The organism is Plesiocystis pacifica SIR-1, assembly GCF_000170895.1.
GTDB classification, from domain to species: domain Bacteria; phylum Myxococcota_A; class Polyangia; order Nannocystales; family Nannocystaceae; genus Plesiocystis; species Plesiocystis pacifica.
Window position 1 is genome coordinate 1 of record NZ_ABCS01000003.1, and the last position, 16,225, is coordinate 16,225.

Below are 16,225 nucleotides of genomic sequence, written 5' to 3' on the forward strand. Positions count from 1 at the left end.
GGCGGGGCGTCGTCGCCAGCGTCGGCGTCGGCGTCGGCCGGCGCAGGGTCGGCGACGGGCAGGGCCGCGTCCGCGGGCGGTGTCGCCAACATGGGCAGGCCGAGGACCTCGTCGACGGGGAGCCGGCGCGTGCCGGCCTGGGCCGGACCGGGCTCGGCCGCGGCCAGGTAGATGGCGAGCTCGAGGGGCGTGCGCAGGTTGAAGCGGATGTCCCGGTTCATGCGCGCCCGCTGAGCCTCGAGCAGGGCCGCGAGCTCGGGCTCACCGGGGGCTTGGGTGCTGGGCTGGGCGAGGTCGGCGATGCGCTGGAGCCGGCCGGCGACGAGGGGCTCGGGGCCGAGCTGGGCCTCGAAGCCGTCGGCGCGGACGATCAGCAGGGGCCGGCGCGCGTCGTCGGCGTAGGTGCAGCGGACCCGGGCGTTGCGCGGCTCCTCGGCGGCGCGGCGCTGGCGGTTGAGGGTGCCGCACAGGACCTGGGCCCAGGCGCGGGCGCGGGGGCTGCCCTCGACGGCCCAGACCATCGTGTTGCCCTTTTGCTTGGGGATGGCGAGGGTCCGCGGCCCGTCGGCGCTCTCGGGCACGGAGGCGGCGGCGGGGACCCTGCGCGGGCGCGCGGGCAAGCTGGCGAACAGCGGCTCGGCCCGGGCGAGCAGGTCCTCCGGGGTCTCGGGCCCGACGATCACCAGGGTCGCCGAGCGGTAGTCGAACAGGCGCGAGAGCTGGGCCGAGACGGCCTGCTCGGGCATCTCGCTCAGGGCGGTGCTGACCTGCCGGCCGTCGTGGGCGATGCTCGCGTCGGACCACGCCGCGGCCGTGGCCTCGAGCGGGACCAGGGGCCGCTGCGGGGCGTCGTTGCGGGCGTAGCTGAGCGACTTGAGCCACAGCTCGCGGCTGATGTTGGGCGCGCGCAGGCGCAGGGACTCGGCGCGCAGCAGGGGGTCGAGCTGCGACACGGGGACGAGCGACTCGAAGCGGACCTGGGCCGTGCCCACGGCCATGCCCGCCAGCCCGCCGGCGTCGTGGGCCGTGGCGATGGCCTCGCCCGGGCCCAGCTCGCGGTTGCCCTGCTGCAGGTGGTAGGCGAGGGCGTGGACCAGGCCGGGGAAGGCCTTGGGGTCGTCGCGGGTGCCGACCTCGAGGGCGAGGACCACCGCGGCCACGGGCAGGCTCTCGTCGGTCGCCGCGATCACCCGGACGCCGCTGGGCAGGACGACGTCGAGGAGCTCGGGGCCGGGGGCCGCGCCCTGGTCTTCGTCGTCCGGGCTGGCCTTCGGCCGCTCGCTGGTGGGGACGGTCTCGACGCGCAGGTCGAGCTTGGGCGTGGGCTCCGGGGCCGCCTCGGTTACAGGCTGAGCAGGCTCAGCGGGCTCGGCCGCCTCCGCGCCCGCAGGGGCGGGACCAGAGGCGGCCGTCAAGGCGGCGAGAGCAGGACCGAGGAGCCAACGCATGCGATCTCTCAGCGCGCTCCGAACAGCCGGGGACCGGGGTAGACCGCGTCGGCCCCGAGGAGCTCCTCGAGGCGCAGCAGCTGGTTGTACTTCTCGATGCGATCCGAGCGCGAGGCGCTGCCGGTCTTGATCTGCCCGGACTCCGTGGCCACGGCCAGGTCGGAGATGAAGGTGTCCCCGGTCTCGCCGCTGCGGTGCGAGACCACGCAGTTGTAGCCGCTTCGGTGGGCCAGGCGCATGGCCTCGAGGGTCTCGGTGAGCGTGCCGATCTGGTTGACCTTGACCAGCAGGGCGTTGGCGCAGCCCTCGTCGATGCCGCGCTGCAGGCGGGTCGGGTTGGTCACGAACAGGTCGTCGCCGACGAGCTGGCAGCTGCCGCCGATGCGGTCGGTCAGCGCCTTCCAGCCGCCCCAGTCGTTCTCGTCCATGCCGTCCTCGATGGACATCAGCGGGTACTTGCCGGCGAGCTCGGCGTAGAGGTCGACGAGCTCCTCGGAGCTCAGCTCGCGCCCGCCCTCACCGGCGAGCACGTAGCGCTGCTTGTCCTTGTCGTAGAACTCGCTGGCCGCGACGTCGAGGGCCAGGCCGATCTGCTTGCCGGGCTCGTAGCCCGCCGCGGAGATGGCCTCCATCAGGGTCTCGAGGGCCTCGGCGTTGCTGCCCAGGCTCGGGGCGAAGCCACCCTCGTCGCCGACGGCGGTGACCTTGCCGGCCTTCTTGAGCTGCTTTTTGAGGTGGTGGAAGACCTCGACGCCCGCGCGCAGGGCGTCGCTGAAGCGCTCGAAGCCGAAGGGGACCAGCATGGTCTCCTGGAAGTCGAGGTTGTTGTCCGCGTGGGCGCCCCCGTTGATGACGTTCATCAGGGGCACGGGCAGGGTCCGGCAGTGGGCGCCGCCGAGGTAGCGGAACAGGGGCAGGCCGACGTCGTCGGCGGCCGCCCGGGCGCAGGCCAGGGACACGCCGAGGATCGCGTTGGCGCCCACCTTGGCCTTGTTGGGCGTGCCGTCGGCGTCGAGCAGGGCGCGGTCGATGCGGTTTTGCTCCGCGACCTCGAGGCCCTCGACGATCGGCGCGAGGGTGTCGTTGACGTTGGCCACGGCCGTGCGGACGCCCTTGCCGAGGAAGCGGTCGGCCTCGCCGTCGCGCAGCTCGATGGCCTCGTGCTCACCGGTGCTCGCGCCCGAGGGCACGGCGGCGCGGCCGAGGCTGCCGAACTCCGTAGCGACCTCGACCTCGATGGTGGGGTTGCCTCGGCTGTCGAGGATCTCGCGGGCGTGGACGGAGATGATGGTGCTCATGAGGGGATGGCGTCTTTCGGAGAGGGGGCGGGGAAGAGCGAGCGGAGCGGTGTGACGCAGAGCGCAGGGTAGCGCGTCGGTCCGCGCCGCGCACCCGCCACCAGCGGCCCAGATCGACGCCTTTGGGTGCGCACGTGCGCCAGTTCACGGCTCGCCGTTGCCTTCGCGTTGCACCCGCGACCCCACCCCGGGGTTCCCCCCTCCGGCTTGCTCTGGCTTGGCCCAGGAAAGCCCTTTGACGGGTGCGAGGTCGGCGGCTAGGGTCCGCGACCGTGCGCAGCATACACATTGGTTTGCTCGGGCTCGGGAACGTCGGCCAGGGCGTGTTGCGCATCCTCAGCGCGAACGCCTCGGCGATCCGCGACCGCATCGCGGCGCGGCCCGTGATCAAAAAAATTCTCGTCCGAAGCTTGGACAAGCCCCGCGAGGTCGAGGTCGATCCCGCGCTGCTCACCCGCGACGTCGACGAGGTCCTCAGCGACCCGGACATCCGCGTGGTCGTCGAGCTCATCGGCGGCATCGAGCCCGCGCGCCAGTACGTGCTCCGGGCGCTCGAGGCCGGCAAGCACGTGGTCACGGCCAACAAGGCCCTGCTCGCCGAGTGCGGCGAGGAGCTGTTCGAGGTCGCGGCGCGCCAGGGCCTGGACATCTACTTCGAGGGCTCCGTGGCCGGAGGCATCCCCGTGCTCCGGGCGCTGCGCGAGGGCCTGGCCAGCGACCGCATCGACCGCGTCGTCGGCATCGTCAACGGCACCTCCAACTACATCCTCGACGCCATGAGCCGGACCGGGGTCAGCTACGCGCGGGCCCTCGCCGACGCCCAGGCGGCGGGCTTCGCCGAGGCCGACCCGACCCTCGACGTCGAGGGCGGCGACGCGGCCCACAAGCTGGCGCTGCTCACCCTGGTCAGCGTCGGCGTGCGCGTCGACCCCAACGCGATCCCGACCGAGGGCATCACCCGCGTGCGGCCCTTCGACATCCGCGCCGCCGACGAGCTCGGCTGCGTGCTCAAGTCCCTGGCGATCGGCGACTACCGGGGCGAGCAGCCCGTGGTCCGGGTCCAGACCACCTTCGTGCCCAAGAGCCACGTGCTCGCCGGCGTGCGCGGGGCCTACAACGCGGTCGCGGTCAGCTCCGAGGCCCTGGGCGAGTCGATGTACTACGGCAAGGGCGCGGGCATGATGCCGACCGGCGTCGCCGTGGTCTCCGACATCATCGAGGTGTGCCGCGACATCGTCGGCTTCACCGAGGGCGGCCCGCCGCCCGGGGCCTTCCGGACCATCCGCGGCAGCGCGCCCGGCCCCCTCGACGCCCTCGAGTGCGAGAACTACCTGTGCGTGCACGTGCCCAACATCCCGGGCGTGCTCGGCCGGGTCGCCAGCTGCCTCGGGCGCCACGGCGTCAGCATCAAGCGCATGAACCAGGACACGCCCGACGCCGGCGAGGCCATCGACATGGTGATCATCACCGAGCGCACCGCCGAGGCCAAGGTCCGCGCGGCCCTGGCCGAGGTCGACGCCTTCGAGTTCTCCCTCGCGCCCACCCACCGCTTCCGCATGCTCGGGGAGCAGCCCGCGTGAGCCGGCGCCGACTGGTCACGGACGAGCGCGTCGGGCCCAAGGCCGGCCTGACCCGGGCGGCGCACCAGCGGGTGATCTACGCCGACACCGACCGCATGGGCGTGGTCTACCACGCGACCTACCTGCGCTACCTCGAGTACGCCCGCGTCGAGTACATCCGCGGCATGGGCTTCGCCTACGCCGACCTCGAGCGCCTCGGCTACGGCCTGCCGGTCATCGACCTGGCCGTGTCCTACGTGGCCCCGGCGGTCTACGACGATCTGGTCAGCGTGTGGGTGACCATGGCCAAGCTCTCGCCCGCGCGGATCACCTTCGTGTACCGGCTGACCGTCGAGCCGGGCGACCGCCACGCCTTCGAGGGCCCCGAGCCCATCGAGGTCCTGCGCGCCGAGACCCGCCACGGCTGCATGGGCCTCGACGACCTCCGGGCCGCCCGCTTTCCCGACGAGGTCTACCCCCTGCTCGAGGCCCGCTGGGACGCCTTGGGACGCGAATAGTCGGCCGGAGTCGAGCAGCTACGCCGCGTTTGTGAGCATTCGTGGCGCAATCGCGCGACAGCCAGGCGTCGACTTGGTGTCAGCGGCTCGCGTCCGCGAAATGTAGTAGGTAGGGCCCCATGGCCCAAGCCGAGACCCCCGCTCTCCAGCCCAGCGACCGCAAGCTCCTGCTCGAGTACGTGCGCGTGACCGAGGCGGCCGCCATCGCCTGCTCGCGCTGGATCGGCCTGGGCCACAAGGAGGACGCGGACGCGGCCGCGGTCGAGGCCATGCGCCGCGCCTTCGACAAGGTCCCCGCGCGCGGGACCATCGTCATCGGCGAGGGCGAGCGCGACGAGGCGCCGATGCTCTACATCGGCGAGAAGGTCGGGCCCAAGAACCCCGAGTTCCCCGAGGTCGACATCGCCGTCGACCCCCTCGAGGGCACCAACTTGTGCGCCCACGGCAAGACCGGCGCCCTCGCGGTGCTGGCCGTCGCCCACAAGGGCATGCTGCTCAACGCCCCGGACACCTACATGCACAAGATCGCCGCCGGCCCCGAGGGCGTCGGCGTGGTCAGCCTCGAGAAGAGCCCCGCGCAGAACGTCCTCGACCTGGCCAAGGCCAAGGGCAAGAAGCCCAGCGAGATGGTCGTGCACGTGCTCGAGCGCCCGCGCCACGACGCCATGGTCGAGGAGATGCGCAAGGTCGGCGCGAGCGTGCGCCTGTTCAGCGACGGCGACGTCAACCCCTGCGTGGCCACGGGCCTGCCCGACAGCGGCATCGACCTGTTCATCGGCAAGGGCGGCGCGCCCGAGGGCGTGCTCGCGGCCGCGGCCCTGCGCTGCCTGGGCGGGGTGTTCGAGGGGCGCTTGGCCTACCGCAACGGCGAGGAGCGCGAGCGGGCCATCGACATGGGCCTGAAGGAGCCCGACGCGCTCTTGCGCCACCACGACCTGGTCCGCGGCCACTGCTTCTTCGTCGCGTCGGGCGTCACCGACGGGCCGATCCTGAGCGGCGTGCGGACCCACGGTCCGCGGACCGTCGTCCACTCGCTCGCGCTGCGCAGCGACACCACGACGATCCGCAAGTTCGAGACCTCGACCTTGCTGGACCACCTGCCCCTCGACCCGCCCACGCGCTGAGGCGCGGCAGGGCGGCGGGCTCACTCGGAAGCGGAAGCTTCGGGCTGCTCGGCGGCCGCGGGCGGCTCGGTCGACTCGGGCGCCGACGACTCGCCGCGGCAGTCCGCGCCGTCGCCGTTTTGGCTGGCGCGCTCGTGATGCTCGACGCAGCGGATGCAGCTTTGCGAGGCGTCGCCGCAGCGCTGCTTGGCCTTGCGGCACAGGTTCTGGAACTCGTCGTTGGTGACCTGCTCGTCCGCGATGCGGCACATCTTGGTCTTGACGTCGCAGATCGAGCGCGAGAGCTCGCAGGTGTCCTCGCACTTGTCCGTGTCCTGGTTCGCCGCGGCGACCATGGCGTCTTGGCTCTCGACCAGCTTCTCGAGGCGCGCCGCGAGCTCGGCCATGGACTCGCCCTCGAAGCCGCCCTGAGGCGCGAGGCCAGAGTCGACGCCGTTGGGGCCCGTGGGGGAGATCGTGTGGGTGCCCCCGCGGGCGTCGCAGGCCGAGCCCGACAGGCCCAGCGCGAGAGCCAGCGCGAGCAGAGAGAAGCGGGTGGGGGAGGTCATGGCGGGACGGTTCACGGCTCGACCTCCTCGAGCAGCATGGTCAAGATCTCGAGGGCCCGGGCGTAGCTGCCCATGGCGAGGTTGGCGTCTCCGGTGCGCGCGGCCGCGTCCCCGAGGAGCACGAGGCCGCGGGCGCTGGCGCGGTCGACGGGCAGGGAGCGCTCGGGGGCGAGCAGGGGCTGGAGCAGGGTCAGGGCCCGCTCGGGCTGATCGGCGTCGAGGCGGGTCTGCGCCGCGCGGGCGGCCAGGTTGTAGCGGAGCAGCTCGGCGCTGCCGTCATCGGCGGGCGGGGCTTGCTCGAGGGCTCGCTCGAGGACGCTCGCGCGGGCGCCCAGGTCCGGCTCGGCGTCGGCCTTGGCGTGGGCCGTGGCGACGGCGCGGACGTAGGCGAGGCCCTCGGCCGAGGGCGCGCCGGGGAGCACGACGTGGGTCTCGAGGCGGGCGTCGAGCTCGCTGCCGACCTCGCCCGCTTCGCCGAGGCCCGAGTCGTCGGTGCATGCCGCGAGCCCAAAGCTCAGGCCCAGAGCGAGGGCCAGGGCCGCGATCCACGGGCGGCCGAGGTGCGCGCGCCGGGTCATCCGCCCCCCCGATTGTCGTCGCCTGCGTCGCTCGGCGAGAGCCGGGCCTCGTAGTCGGCGAGCATGGCCTGGGCGCGCTCGGTGTCGGTCTTGCCGTCGTCGATGGCGTCGAGGAGGCCGCGGGCCTCCTTGCCCATGGCGGCCAGCTCCTCGGCGTCGACGCTCGCGGAAGCCTCGCTGCCTTGGTTGCCTTCGTTGCCGTTGGGGTCGACGACGATCAGGGTCAAGGCCGCGGCCGCGGCGACGCCAAAGGCGGCGTAGAGCCAGCGCCGCGGCGAGCCCGAGCCAGCGCCGCCAGGCTTGCTCGCGGGCTCGGTCGAGCCCGGGCCGCCAGCTCGCTTCGCGGCCTCGTCGCCCAGCCGCGCCTCGACCTTGCGCCAGCCTCGGTGGGTCTCGAGCTCGGACAGGTCGTCGAAGGCGTGGGGCTGGCTCAGCTCGCTCAGCAACACCACGCTCGCGACGGGCCCGCTGTGCTCGACCGCGCCGCCCTCGAGCAGCGCGAGCTCCTCGGCGCTCGGCCCGTCCTCGCCCAGCTCGGCGAGCTCGCGCTCGATGGCGCTCAGATCCAGTTTGGGTTCGCTCATGGCTAGGAGAGGGAGGCGGGGCTCACTTGGGGGCGAGGAACTCGAGGGCGCCATCGTTACCGTAGCGCCGGGTGTAGTGGGTGCGAAAGGATCGGCAAGCGCGGAACAGCAACACGTCGAGTGTACCCACGCTCACGTCCATCTCGGCGGCGGCTTCCGCCCGAGGTCGACGCTCGATCAAGCGCAGCCGCATGACCTTGCGGTAGCGCGGGTTGACCTCGGCCATGCACGCGTCGATGCGCTCGCGCAGGACGTCGGACAGCTCGGAGCGGCCGAGCAGGGACTCGGCGTTGCTGTCCGAGAGGTCGGGGATCTGCTGCTCGAAGCCCTCGGGCCAGGCGGTCGTCCGCCCCGCCTTGCGCAGGTGATCGAGGCACAAGTTCTTGCCGATGCGGATCAGCCACGGCAGCAGCCCCTTCCCCTGCCACCGAAAGCGGTGGATGTTTTCCATGGCGCGCACGAAGGTGTCGGCGAGCAGGTCCTCGGCGAGGTTGCGGTCGCGGACCAGCGGCATGATCGCGCAGCGGAACACGGTGTTGGCGTGGAGCATGTAGAGCGCCCGGAAGGCGCGCTGATCCCCCTGCTGGGCGCGCTCGACGAGCTGGCGCTCGCGGTCCAGATCGTCCGCGCTCCGGGCCCCCGCGGCGGGGGTGGCCCTGGCGGGCGGCGCAGCGACGCTCGCTGCGGCTGGGACTGACGTCGCATGGGTGGAGGGTTCGTTCGCCACTTGCGTCCTTCCCGCGATCGGACCCCCATCGGGAGGGGCGGGATGTCGTGCGTTCGAGGGCTGGAAGAGCCCCGGAACGAGGGTTGGGCGCGCGTGGGATTCGCGCAAACAACGGGGCGTCAGAGACCACCTTACATCGTCGGTCTGCGGGCTGGACTCGCCGACGCGTGAGGGAAAGAGGGGATGAACCGAGGTGATCGCCGCACAGGTCATGGAATACCGACCATTCCTAACCCCCAACTAGAGAACGTGGGTCATCTTACGCACCATCGCTGCAGGAAGGGTTTTCGAGCCGGCCGGGCGGCCCGGCTGTTGCCACCCCCTCCCTGGGGAGGCCTCGAAGTCCCATCGTCGCATCGGGCTTGTTTGTCTCCCTGGTCCATAAAACTCGCTGGCTGCGGCCGGGGTCGAAGCCCGTCGAAGGCGGCGTCCGCTTGACCCTGGGCCGTCCGGGGCGTAGTCAGGCGCCTGAACCCCGGTGCTCGGCTCACGTTCAGCTCTGCTCTCGATGCTCCTGGTTTGGTCGGCGCCCCCGGCCAGTCCCGAGGACGCCTCCGCATCTCCCGCGCCTCCGGCCCCCGCCGGCCAAGACGGTGAGGCCGTCGAGGGTCCCGCGCCTGCGCCGGCCGACGGCTCGCTGCGCGACCGCTTCGGCGACATCGACGCGACCTTGCCCTACGCGACCGAGGAGCTGCAGCTGTCCGAGGTCCTGCAGATCTCCCTCGAGGAGAACGTCGACCTGCAGACCAAGGTCGTCGCCGTGGACGTCAGCGAGGCCAACATCCTCGCCGCCGCCGGTGCCTTCGACGTGACCCTGACCGCCGGGCTCTCGACCTCGCTGCAAAGCAGCGTCCCGCGTGGTTCGGCCTTCATCTTCAGCACGGGTTCGCGCCAGGTCAGCGGCTACCTCGGCGTGTCTCGGCGGCTCGAGACCGGTGGCAACATCGCCCTGCAGATCGACGTCAACCGCAACCTCACCGACCAGCCGATCAGCTTCTTCAACCCCGAGCTCGGCTCGGCGACCCTGGCCAGCTACCAGATCACGCCGCGGCTGACCTTCAGCCACCCGCTGCTCCGGGGCATGGGCGTCAAGGTCAACCGCGCCCAGCTCGACCGCGCGCGCCTGGCCAAGTCGAGCGCCGAGGCCGACATCCTGGTCTCGGCCCAGAACATGATCCGCGATCTGGTCGCGGCCTACTGGGACGTGCTCTACGCCCAGCGCGACCTCGCGAACAAGCGCACCGGGGTCGAGCTGGCCAAAGAGCAGCTCGCGCGCACCGAGGCCCAGGTCCGCGCCGGTCGCCTCGCCGCCGTCGAGGCCAAGGCCGTGGAGCAGAGCCTCGCCCAGCGCGAGACCGACGTGATCCTGGCCGAGAACCAGCTGCTCGCGGCCAGCCTCAACCTGCGCACCCTCATGGGCCAGGAGTTCGCCGGCCGCGAGGCCCTCGGCGTGATGCCCTCGACCAACCCCGTCGACGCGATCCAGCCGGAGCCCATCGACATGGACGCCGAGATCGACAAGGCCATCGCCGCCAACCCGGCCGTGCGCCAGCTCGAGGTCGCCCTGGCGACCAAGCGCATCGACGAGCTCGAGGCCGCCAACCAGCGCCTGCCGCAGCTCGACTTCACCGGCACCTTCACGCCCCAGGGCCGCAGCGTCGACACCAGCCCGGATCCCCAGGCGGGCACCCCCGGCGAGTCCGGCAGCTGGGGCGAGGCCTTCCAGAACTTCGTCACCGACGACATCGCGACCAAGGGCCTGTTCGCCGAGTACACGGTGTCGGGCGCCCTCGACCTGACCTGGTCCGTGCAAAACCGCGTCGCCCGGGGCAACCACCAGCGGGTGCTCGCCGAGCTGCGCCAGGCCGAGCTCAACCTCAAGTCGGTGCGCCAGAACACCTCGACCCAGGTGATCACGGCGATCAACAACATGCGCTCGGCCCAAAAGCGCATCGAGCTCGCCGACCTGTCCATCGAGCTCGCCCAGCAAAACCTCGACGCCGAGCAGGCCCGCTTCGACGTCGGCCGCTCGACCAACTACGACGTGCTCCAGCGCATCGACGAGCTGCTCAACGCCGAGAACACCAAGCTGCTCGCGGGCCTCGACTACCTCAAGGCGCGCGCGACCTTGCAGGCGCTGACCGGCGAGATCCTGCCGGCCTACGGCCTGGACCTGCCGGGCAGCGACGCGGGCTAGCGCGGGCGGCTGCTCCCGTGGACGGAGCCGCCGAGCGGGGAGCTCAGCTCGAGCGGGGCTCCGCACAGTCTTCGCGGCACTCCCGAGACTTGCGCAGGCCGATCACGTGGCCGCTGACGAGGGAGATGCCGGCGAGCACCCCGACCACGGTGCCGGCGAGGTGGGAGCCGCCCTCGTGGTGTTCGCCAGGGGCGTGGGCCTGGGCGTGGTGGTCTTTGTGCCCGTGGTGCTCGCCGTGCGCTTCTTGGGCGTGGTGCTCGTCGTGCTCGCCGCCCATCTCCAGGCCCCGGGAGGCCATCAACCCGACGATGCCCACCGCCATCAATCCCGCCACGAGCGTCGAGCGATGGCGACGCCAGGTGAAGATCAGCGCGAGCACGGCGAAGCCGAGGGCGACGGCGGTGAAGATCCACTCCGCCTCGTGACCCAACAACAGGCCGAGCCCGAGGGTTCCAAACAGCGCGGGGAGGAGGGCCGCGACGGTGCAGTGGATGGCGCACAGGCTGCTCGCCACGGCGCCGAAGCGATCGACGCGGCCGTGGCTGGCGTTGCTGTCGAAGGTTGAGAGTGCACGCGCCATCGCGGACTGTTCGTTTCGCCAATGTTGGTGGGCGAGTCAATGCGAACACTTGTTCGACTGTTCAATTGATGGCGTCTAGGCCCGCTAGGGGTGCCAGCCTGGGGGCTTGAACAGGTAGCCGAGCTTCTCGGCCATGCGGGGGGTGGCTCGGACATCTCGCCACAGCGCCGCGAATTCATCGGTCTGGGACACCCACAGGTTCGCGCTGTCGATGGGCTTGGTGAGGCCGTAGCGCGGGGCCTCGCTCGTCGCGGGGAGCTGGTGGGTGCCGAACAGGCGATCCCACAGCGCGAAGGTCAGCCCGTAGTTCTTGTCGACGTAGACCGGGTTGCTGGCGTGGTGCAGCCGGTGCACCGCTGGGGTGATCAGCGCGCGGCGCAGCCCGGGGAGGTCGCGGGGCGGGAGGGCGTGCTCGCTCAGGTGCAAGAGCACGCCCCAGATCATCGCCGCGCCCTCGACGATGATGATCATCAGGGGGTGGAAGCCGAGCAGGGGCAGCCACAAGGTGGTGTGCGGCGTGACGAGGAAGTCCGCGAAGGAGCCGCGGAAGGACACGGAGGCCTTCATCTCCTGGGGCGCGTGGTGGACCGCGTGCACGCACCACAGCAGCCGGACTCGATGGGACAGGCGGTGGACGGCGTAGGAGCTGAGGTCGTAGGCGAGGTAGGCGAGCAGCCAGCTCGGCCAGGCCAGGCCGAGCTCGAGGGGGCTCAGGTGGTAGAGCCCGAACATCGCGGCGATCGTCAGGACCTGGTTGAGGGCGAAGATCGGGATGAAGGTCAAGACCGCGCTGGCTACGTTGACGACGCCCTCGCGGTGACGGTTGATCTTTCTGCTCAGGCCCAGGGCGATCCACTCGAGGGTGACGATTCCAAGGGCGGCCCCGGTCATGAGCGCGGGAACGAGCTCCGAGTAGTGTTGGAGAGCGGTGGCCATCGTCGAGGAGTCGCCCGACGATGTCGGAAATTACGGCGCGCTGGGCAGAGGGGCAGGCCCCCGCTCTGCGGTGAGGTGGCACTCCGCTGCGCGCGAGGCCGTGTTTCTTGATAGGACTCCCCCGTGGCACCCAACTGGTCGGCATTGCTGGACGAGCGCGACCACCGGCCCTACGCGATGCCGCCGGGGCCGTGGCACATGACCATGTCGTGGCTGGACCTGCTGTTCGCGCACTGGCCCGTGGACGCCGAGGTGCTGCGCGCGTCCTTGCCGGCCGGCCTCGAGCTCGACACCTTCGAGGGCCAGGCGTGGATCGGCGTGGTGCCCTTTCGCATGACCCACGTCGGCCCGCGGGGGCTCAACTGGCTCCCTGGGCCCTCGGCCTTCGCCGAGCTCAACGTGCGCACCTACGTCGTCGCCGAGGGGCGCCCCGGGGTGTGGTTCTACTCCCTCGACGCCGCCAGTCCGCTGGCGGTCTGGGCCGCGCGGACGGGCTTTCACCTGCCCTACTACCGGGCGCGCATGCGCTGCGAGGGCGTCGGCGAGGGGTGGATCGACTACCTCAGCGAGCGCCGCCACGGGGACGCGCCGGCGGGGGTGTTCCGCGGGCGCTACCGGGGCGCGGGCGAGCCCTACCGGGCCGAGCGCGGGAGCCTCGAGCACTGGCTGACCTGGCGCTACTGCTTGTACGCCGCCGATCGCCGCGGCCGGGTCCGGCGCGGGGAGATTCACCACCTCCCCTGGCCGCTGCGCCGGGCCGAGGCCGAGATCGAGACCTGCACGGTGACCGAGGGCTGGGGCATCGCGCTGCCCGAGGGCGTCGCGCCGATCCTTCACTTTGTCGATCGCATCGACGTCGTGGGCTGGCTGCTCGGCCCGCCGCTGTGAGCCGCGAGTTTTTCGAGAAAAAGCTCGGGCCTGAGGCCGCCTCAGAGGGTCGGCCAGAACAAGTCCTGTCCGCCCCTCTGTCTATTCTAGCCGTCGTGGACGACGCCACGCCCTCCCTGCCCCACGTCCACGACTCAAGCCAGTGAATGAATCCACAGTCTCTGGCTATTTAGCCGTCGCGGACGACGCCACGCCCTCCCTGCCTGCAAACGAATCCACGCCCCCGCTTGCGGGGGCGACCACCAGCCGTCTCGAAGGTACGAACTCCATTGCCCACCAAGCCAAAGCGGAGGAGCGGATAGCGACGAAGCGCCCCCGGTCCTCAGTGCCTGTGGGGGTAGAGCAGAACTCAGACCATGAGCGAAGGGAGCAGGGGAGCCGCGAAGCCTTCGGGGAGGGCGTCGGCCTGGCCGGTGAAGATCGCACGCAGACACGCGGCGCCCTCGACCAGGCGCGGGGCCGGCCGGCTGAACATGGCGTTGGCGTCGAGGGCCCACACCCGCCCCTCGCGGACGGCCCGCAGGGCCTGGACCTCGGGGCGCTCGAGCAGCGCGCGGGCGTGGGTGAGGTTGGTGGCGAGGTCGTAGCCGCAGGCGCCGGCGAGGATCCAGTCCGGATCGGCGGCGGCGATGGCCGACCACGGCAGGGGACGGCTCGCGCCTCCGACCTCGCCGAAGGCGTCGACGACCCCGGCCGCGGCGAGCTGCTCGGGGACCCAGTGGCCGGCGTTCCACGGCGGGTCGGGCCACTCGAGGAAAAAGGCGGTGCACTGCTCGCGCCCAGCGGGAGCCGAAGCGGGCGGGGCCACGGGACCGCCCGCCGCGATCGCGGCCCAGCGCGCGCGCAGGGAGGCGACGAGGGCTCGGCCGCGCTCGACGACTCCGGCGGCCTCGGCCACGGCTTGGATGTCGGCCAGCACGCCCTCGAAGGTCTTGGCCGCGAGCGACAGCACCCGCGCCTCCCGGGCGCGGCCGAGGACCTCGACGGGGATCAGCTGCAGGGCGGTCTCGATGGTCGCCGGGGTCACGGCGCACACGCTGCACACGCCCTGGGTGAGGATGAGCTCGGGCGCGAGGGCCTCGAGGCGCTCGCCGTCGACGGAGTAGATCGGCCGCCCCTCGAGCTGGGCCTCGTGCACGGCGGTGTCGATCGCCTTGGGGCTCAGGCCGGCGTCGAGGATGCTGGCCGTGAGCACGGGCAGCTCGGGGCCGACGCGGCGGGCGAGCTCGGGCGGGTGGTCGCACTCGTGGCTGACCCCGACCAGGTGCTCGCCGAGGCCGAGGGCGCAGGCGATCTCCGTGGCGCTGGGCAGCAGGCTGACGATGCGCACCGCTGGGTTCCCTGGATTAGGACAGCAGCCCCAGCTCGCCCGCGACCTCGACGCGGCGATCTTGGAAGGGCTCGCGCCAGCGCTGGTCCCAGTCGATGGCGATGGCGCCAGCGTCCCAGGTGGGCACGGGGATGAGGTCGCGGCGGGCCAGCTCGGCGTGCAGCTCGACCTCGGCCGCGGGCTCGCGGGAGAAGGGGAAGGGGTTGCGCGGCACGCCAGCGGCGAGGGTCGGGTACTTGCCGTCGTCGGCGGCGATGAGCTCGAGCAGCTCGTGGCCGCGGCGCTCCATGTAGCCCAAAAACTCGGCGCTGAACGGCCCGGGCACGTCCCGCTGCACGCTGGGCTCGCGGCGCACCCACTTGGCCCAGTCGAAGCCGTAGACGAAGTCGTGCACGTAGGTGAAGTTGATGGCGGTGCCGCGGCCGTAGAGGGCCTGGAGACGGACCATGCGGGCGAAGCGGTCCTCGACGAGGGCCAGGGCGGCGGCCCCGTCCGGCCCGCCCGCGGACTCGAGGCCCTGGCGGAGTACGTCGGCGGCGATGAGGTCGAGGTCCCAAAACAGGTTGCCCGGGAAGGCGTCGAGCTGGGGCCTCGGCGAGGTCGGCCAGGCCCGTGGCGAGGGCCGCGACGAGGGCGGCCGGGGCCCTGCGCGCGTCCGGGAGGCTGTCGGCCTCGAAGGTCGCGGCGACCAGGGCGGCGAGCTCGGTGGCCCGCTCGCGGCGCGGGTCGAGGCTCCGGGGCGAGCCGGCCTCGCGCTCGAGTCGGCCCTGGACCGCGGACACTCGGGGGCGCCACGGCGCATGGGGGTCGCGCCAGGCCGGGGTCGCGGCGCTCGACCGGGCCAAGAGCGTGGTCATTGACCGTCCCACCCCAGCAAGGTCAGCCCGACGATGACCACGACGAGGATCATCGCGCTGCGCCACTGCGCCTGGTGCAGGTAGTGCTTGTAGAGGCGCTGCGCTTCGAAGGCGTTGGTGGTCGCCTGGGGGCTGAGCTTGCGCAGGCGCCTCCAGTTGACCAGCACGACGACGAGGGCGAGGGCGCCGATCGGCGCGGGCACGACGTGGGCCAGGCGGATCGACACCGCCCACAGCAGCGCCGCGAACAGCATCACGCGCTCGACCAGGGCCCGCGCGGCCCGGTTGCCGTACTCGCTGACGTAGGTCCGCTTGCCCCCGCGGCGGTCGCTCTGCTCGTCGGCCATGCCGCTGGCGACGGCGCTGCACAGGGCCAAGAGCGCGAAGCCGGGGAGCATCAGCAGCTCGCGGGTCCACAGCTCGCCGCTTTGCAGGTAGAGGTGAAAGAGCGGCAGGCCCACGCCGACGCCGACGAGCTCGAGCCACTCGCCGCCGCCGCGGTAGTTCAGGCGCACCGGGGGCAGGGTGTAGGCGACAAAGATCAGCAACAGCCCGGCGGCCGCGGGCAGCAGGCTCGGGCGGGCCATGGCGAACTGGCCGAGGGCGGCCAGGCCCAGGGCGCCCACGCCCGCGATGAGCCCGGCGATCAGCAGGGCGCGCGCGGGCAGGATCCCGTCGGGGATGGTCTTGGGCGAGCAGCCGTCCGGGAACATCTGTCGCTTGATGCGATCGACCCGGCGGTCGCCCCAGTCGTTGAGGAAGACCACGAACAAGAGGTCGAAGAGGGTGAAGCCCAGGCCCAGCGCGAGGGCGCTCCAGTCGAGGGCGCCGGCGGCGGAGACTCCCAGGGCCTGGCCAAAGAGGCACGGCACCAGGAGCTTGGGCCAGCTGTCGACCTTCGCCGCGTAGAGCCAGCGGGACATCCAGCTGCGCCCGCGGCCGCCCTGGGGCGATGGGTCTGCTGGGGCCTCCTCGGGGCTGGTCTCGGCCTGGCTCTCGGCCTCGGGATCCGGCTGCACGGCGAGACCGTAGCAGAGCCGGGCGGGCGCGTCT

General features: G+C 72.0%; 16 protein-coding genes. 5 read left to right on the forward strand and 11 right to left on the reverse strand.

Annotated elements, in window-relative coordinates; translation table 11 throughout:
* Together PPSIR1_RS02125 and eno are read right to left on the reverse strand one after the other, a co-directional pair.
* Window positions 1–1,448, reverse strand: a 1,448-nt coding sequence (locus tag PPSIR1_RS02125; RefSeq protein ID WP_198154435.1) for an insulinase family protein, incomplete at its 3' end; no start/stop codon positions are given.
* Between the two features lie 8 nt (window positions 1,449–1,456).
* The gene (gene eno / locus PPSIR1_RS02130) at window positions 1,457–2,746 is read right to left on the reverse strand and encodes a phosphopyruvate hydratase (RefSeq protein ID WP_006969328.1); all 1,290 of its coding nucleotides are present in this window, start codon (window positions 2,744–2,746) and stop codon (window positions 1,457–1,459) included.
* 272 nt (window positions 2,747–3,018) lie between these two features.
* Between eno and PPSIR1_RS02135 the strand changes: the two genes are divergently transcribed.
* The 3 genes from PPSIR1_RS02135 (at window position 3,019) to glpX (ending at window position 5,947) form a co-directional block, all read left to right on the forward strand.
* The gene (locus tag PPSIR1_RS02135; protein WP_045115225.1) at window positions 3,019–4,326 is read left to right on the forward strand and encodes a homoserine dehydrogenase; all 1,308 of its coding nucleotides are present in this window, start codon (window positions 3,019–3,021) and stop codon (window positions 4,324–4,326) included.
* A complete protein-coding gene (locus tag PPSIR1_RS02140; protein WP_006969330.1) occupies window positions 4,323–4,823 on the forward strand; it encodes an acyl-CoA thioesterase in 501 nt (166 codons plus the stop codon). The genes PPSIR1_RS02135 and PPSIR1_RS02140 overlap by 4 nt, the downstream gene beginning before the upstream one ends.
* Window positions 4,824–4,942: 119 nt before the next feature.
* Window positions 4,943–5,947, forward strand: a complete 1,005-nt coding sequence (gene glpX, locus PPSIR1_RS02145) for a class II fructose-bisphosphatase (RefSeq protein WP_006969331.1) — start codon at window positions 4,943–4,945, stop codon at window positions 5,945–5,947.
* 20 nt (window positions 5,948–5,967) lie between these two features.
* Here the strand turns inward: glpX and PPSIR1_RS02150 are convergent, their stop codons facing one another.
* From PPSIR1_RS02150 to PPSIR1_RS41595, 4 genes are read right to left on the reverse strand one after another with little or no spacing between them, the layout of a single operon-like run.
* The gene (locus tag PPSIR1_RS02150) at window positions 5,968–6,495 is read right to left on the reverse strand and encodes a hypothetical protein (protein WP_006969332.1); all 528 of its coding nucleotides are present in this window, start codon (window positions 6,493–6,495) and stop codon (window positions 5,968–5,970) included.
* Between the two features lie 11 nt (window positions 6,496–6,506).
* The gene (locus tag PPSIR1_RS02155; RefSeq protein WP_006969333.1) at window positions 6,507–7,073 is read right to left on the reverse strand and encodes a hypothetical protein; all 567 of its coding nucleotides are present in this window, start codon (window positions 7,071–7,073) and stop codon (window positions 6,507–6,509) included.
* Complete coding sequence (locus PPSIR1_RS02160; RefSeq protein ID WP_006969334.1) at window positions 7,070–7,657, reverse strand: hypothetical protein; 588 nt, start codon at window positions 7,655–7,657, stop codon at window positions 7,070–7,072. Before PPSIR1_RS02160 ends, PPSIR1_RS02155 begins: the two co-directional genes overlap by 4 nt.
* A gap of 22 nt (window positions 7,658–7,679) precedes the next feature.
* Complete coding sequence (locus PPSIR1_RS41595; protein ID WP_006969335.1) at window positions 7,680–8,384, reverse strand: RNA polymerase sigma factor; 705 nt, start codon at window positions 8,382–8,384, stop codon at window positions 7,680–7,682.
* Between the two features lie 508 nt (window positions 8,385–8,892).
* Between PPSIR1_RS41595 and PPSIR1_RS02170 the strand changes: the two genes are divergently transcribed.
* Window positions 8,893–10,581 (forward strand): TolC family protein, encoded by a 1,689-nt coding sequence (locus PPSIR1_RS02170; RefSeq protein WP_006969336.1) that lies wholly within the window; start codon window positions 8,893–8,895, stop codon window positions 10,579–10,581.
* A 43-nt stretch (window positions 10,582–10,624) separates the two neighbouring features.
* On the opposite strand, the gene PPSIR1_RS41600 is transcribed toward PPSIR1_RS02170, so the two are convergent.
* Together PPSIR1_RS41600 and PPSIR1_RS02180 are read right to left on the reverse strand one after the other, a co-directional pair.
* On the reverse strand, window positions 10,625–11,161 hold the full coding sequence (locus PPSIR1_RS41600; protein ID WP_006969337.1) for a MerC domain-containing protein: 537 nt from the start codon (window positions 11,159–11,161) through the stop codon (window positions 10,625–10,627).
* An 84-nt stretch (window positions 11,162–11,245) separates the two neighbouring features.
* A complete protein-coding gene (locus PPSIR1_RS02180) occupies window positions 11,246–12,097 on the reverse strand; it encodes a sterol desaturase family protein (RefSeq protein WP_006969338.1) in 852 nt (283 codons plus the stop codon).
* Between the two features lie 123 nt (window positions 12,098–12,220).
* On the opposite strand from PPSIR1_RS02180, the gene PPSIR1_RS02185 reads away from it, so the two are divergent.
* On the forward strand, window positions 12,221–12,985 hold the full coding sequence (locus PPSIR1_RS02185) for a YqjF family protein (RefSeq protein WP_198154436.1): 765 nt from the start codon (window positions 12,221–12,223) through the stop codon (window positions 12,983–12,985).
* A gap of 349 nt (window positions 12,986–13,334) precedes the next feature.
* Here PPSIR1_RS02185 and PPSIR1_RS02190 read toward each other — a convergent pair whose 3' ends face one another.
* Genes PPSIR1_RS02190 through PPSIR1_RS02200 form a run of 3 tightly spaced genes read right to left on the reverse strand, consistent with a single transcriptional unit; the run spans window position 13,335 to window position 16,191 of the window.
* Window positions 13,335–14,315 carry a cobalamin-binding protein gene (locus PPSIR1_RS02190; protein ID WP_006969340.1) on the reverse strand — a complete coding sequence of 327 codons (981 nt, stop codon included), beginning with the start codon at window positions 14,313–14,315 and terminating at the stop codon, window positions 13,335–13,337.
* Between the two features lie 16 nt (window positions 14,316–14,331).
* Window positions 14,332–15,117, reverse strand: a complete 786-nt coding sequence (locus PPSIR1_RS47300; protein WP_157595128.1) for a hypothetical protein — start codon at window positions 15,115–15,117, stop codon at window positions 14,332–14,334.
* A 51-nt stretch (window positions 15,118–15,168) separates the two neighbouring features.
* Complete coding sequence (locus tag PPSIR1_RS02200) at window positions 15,169–16,191, reverse strand: prenyltransferase (protein ID WP_006969343.1); 1,023 nt, start codon at window positions 16,189–16,191, stop codon at window positions 15,169–15,171.
* Window positions 16,192–16,225: the final 34 nt, after the last annotated feature.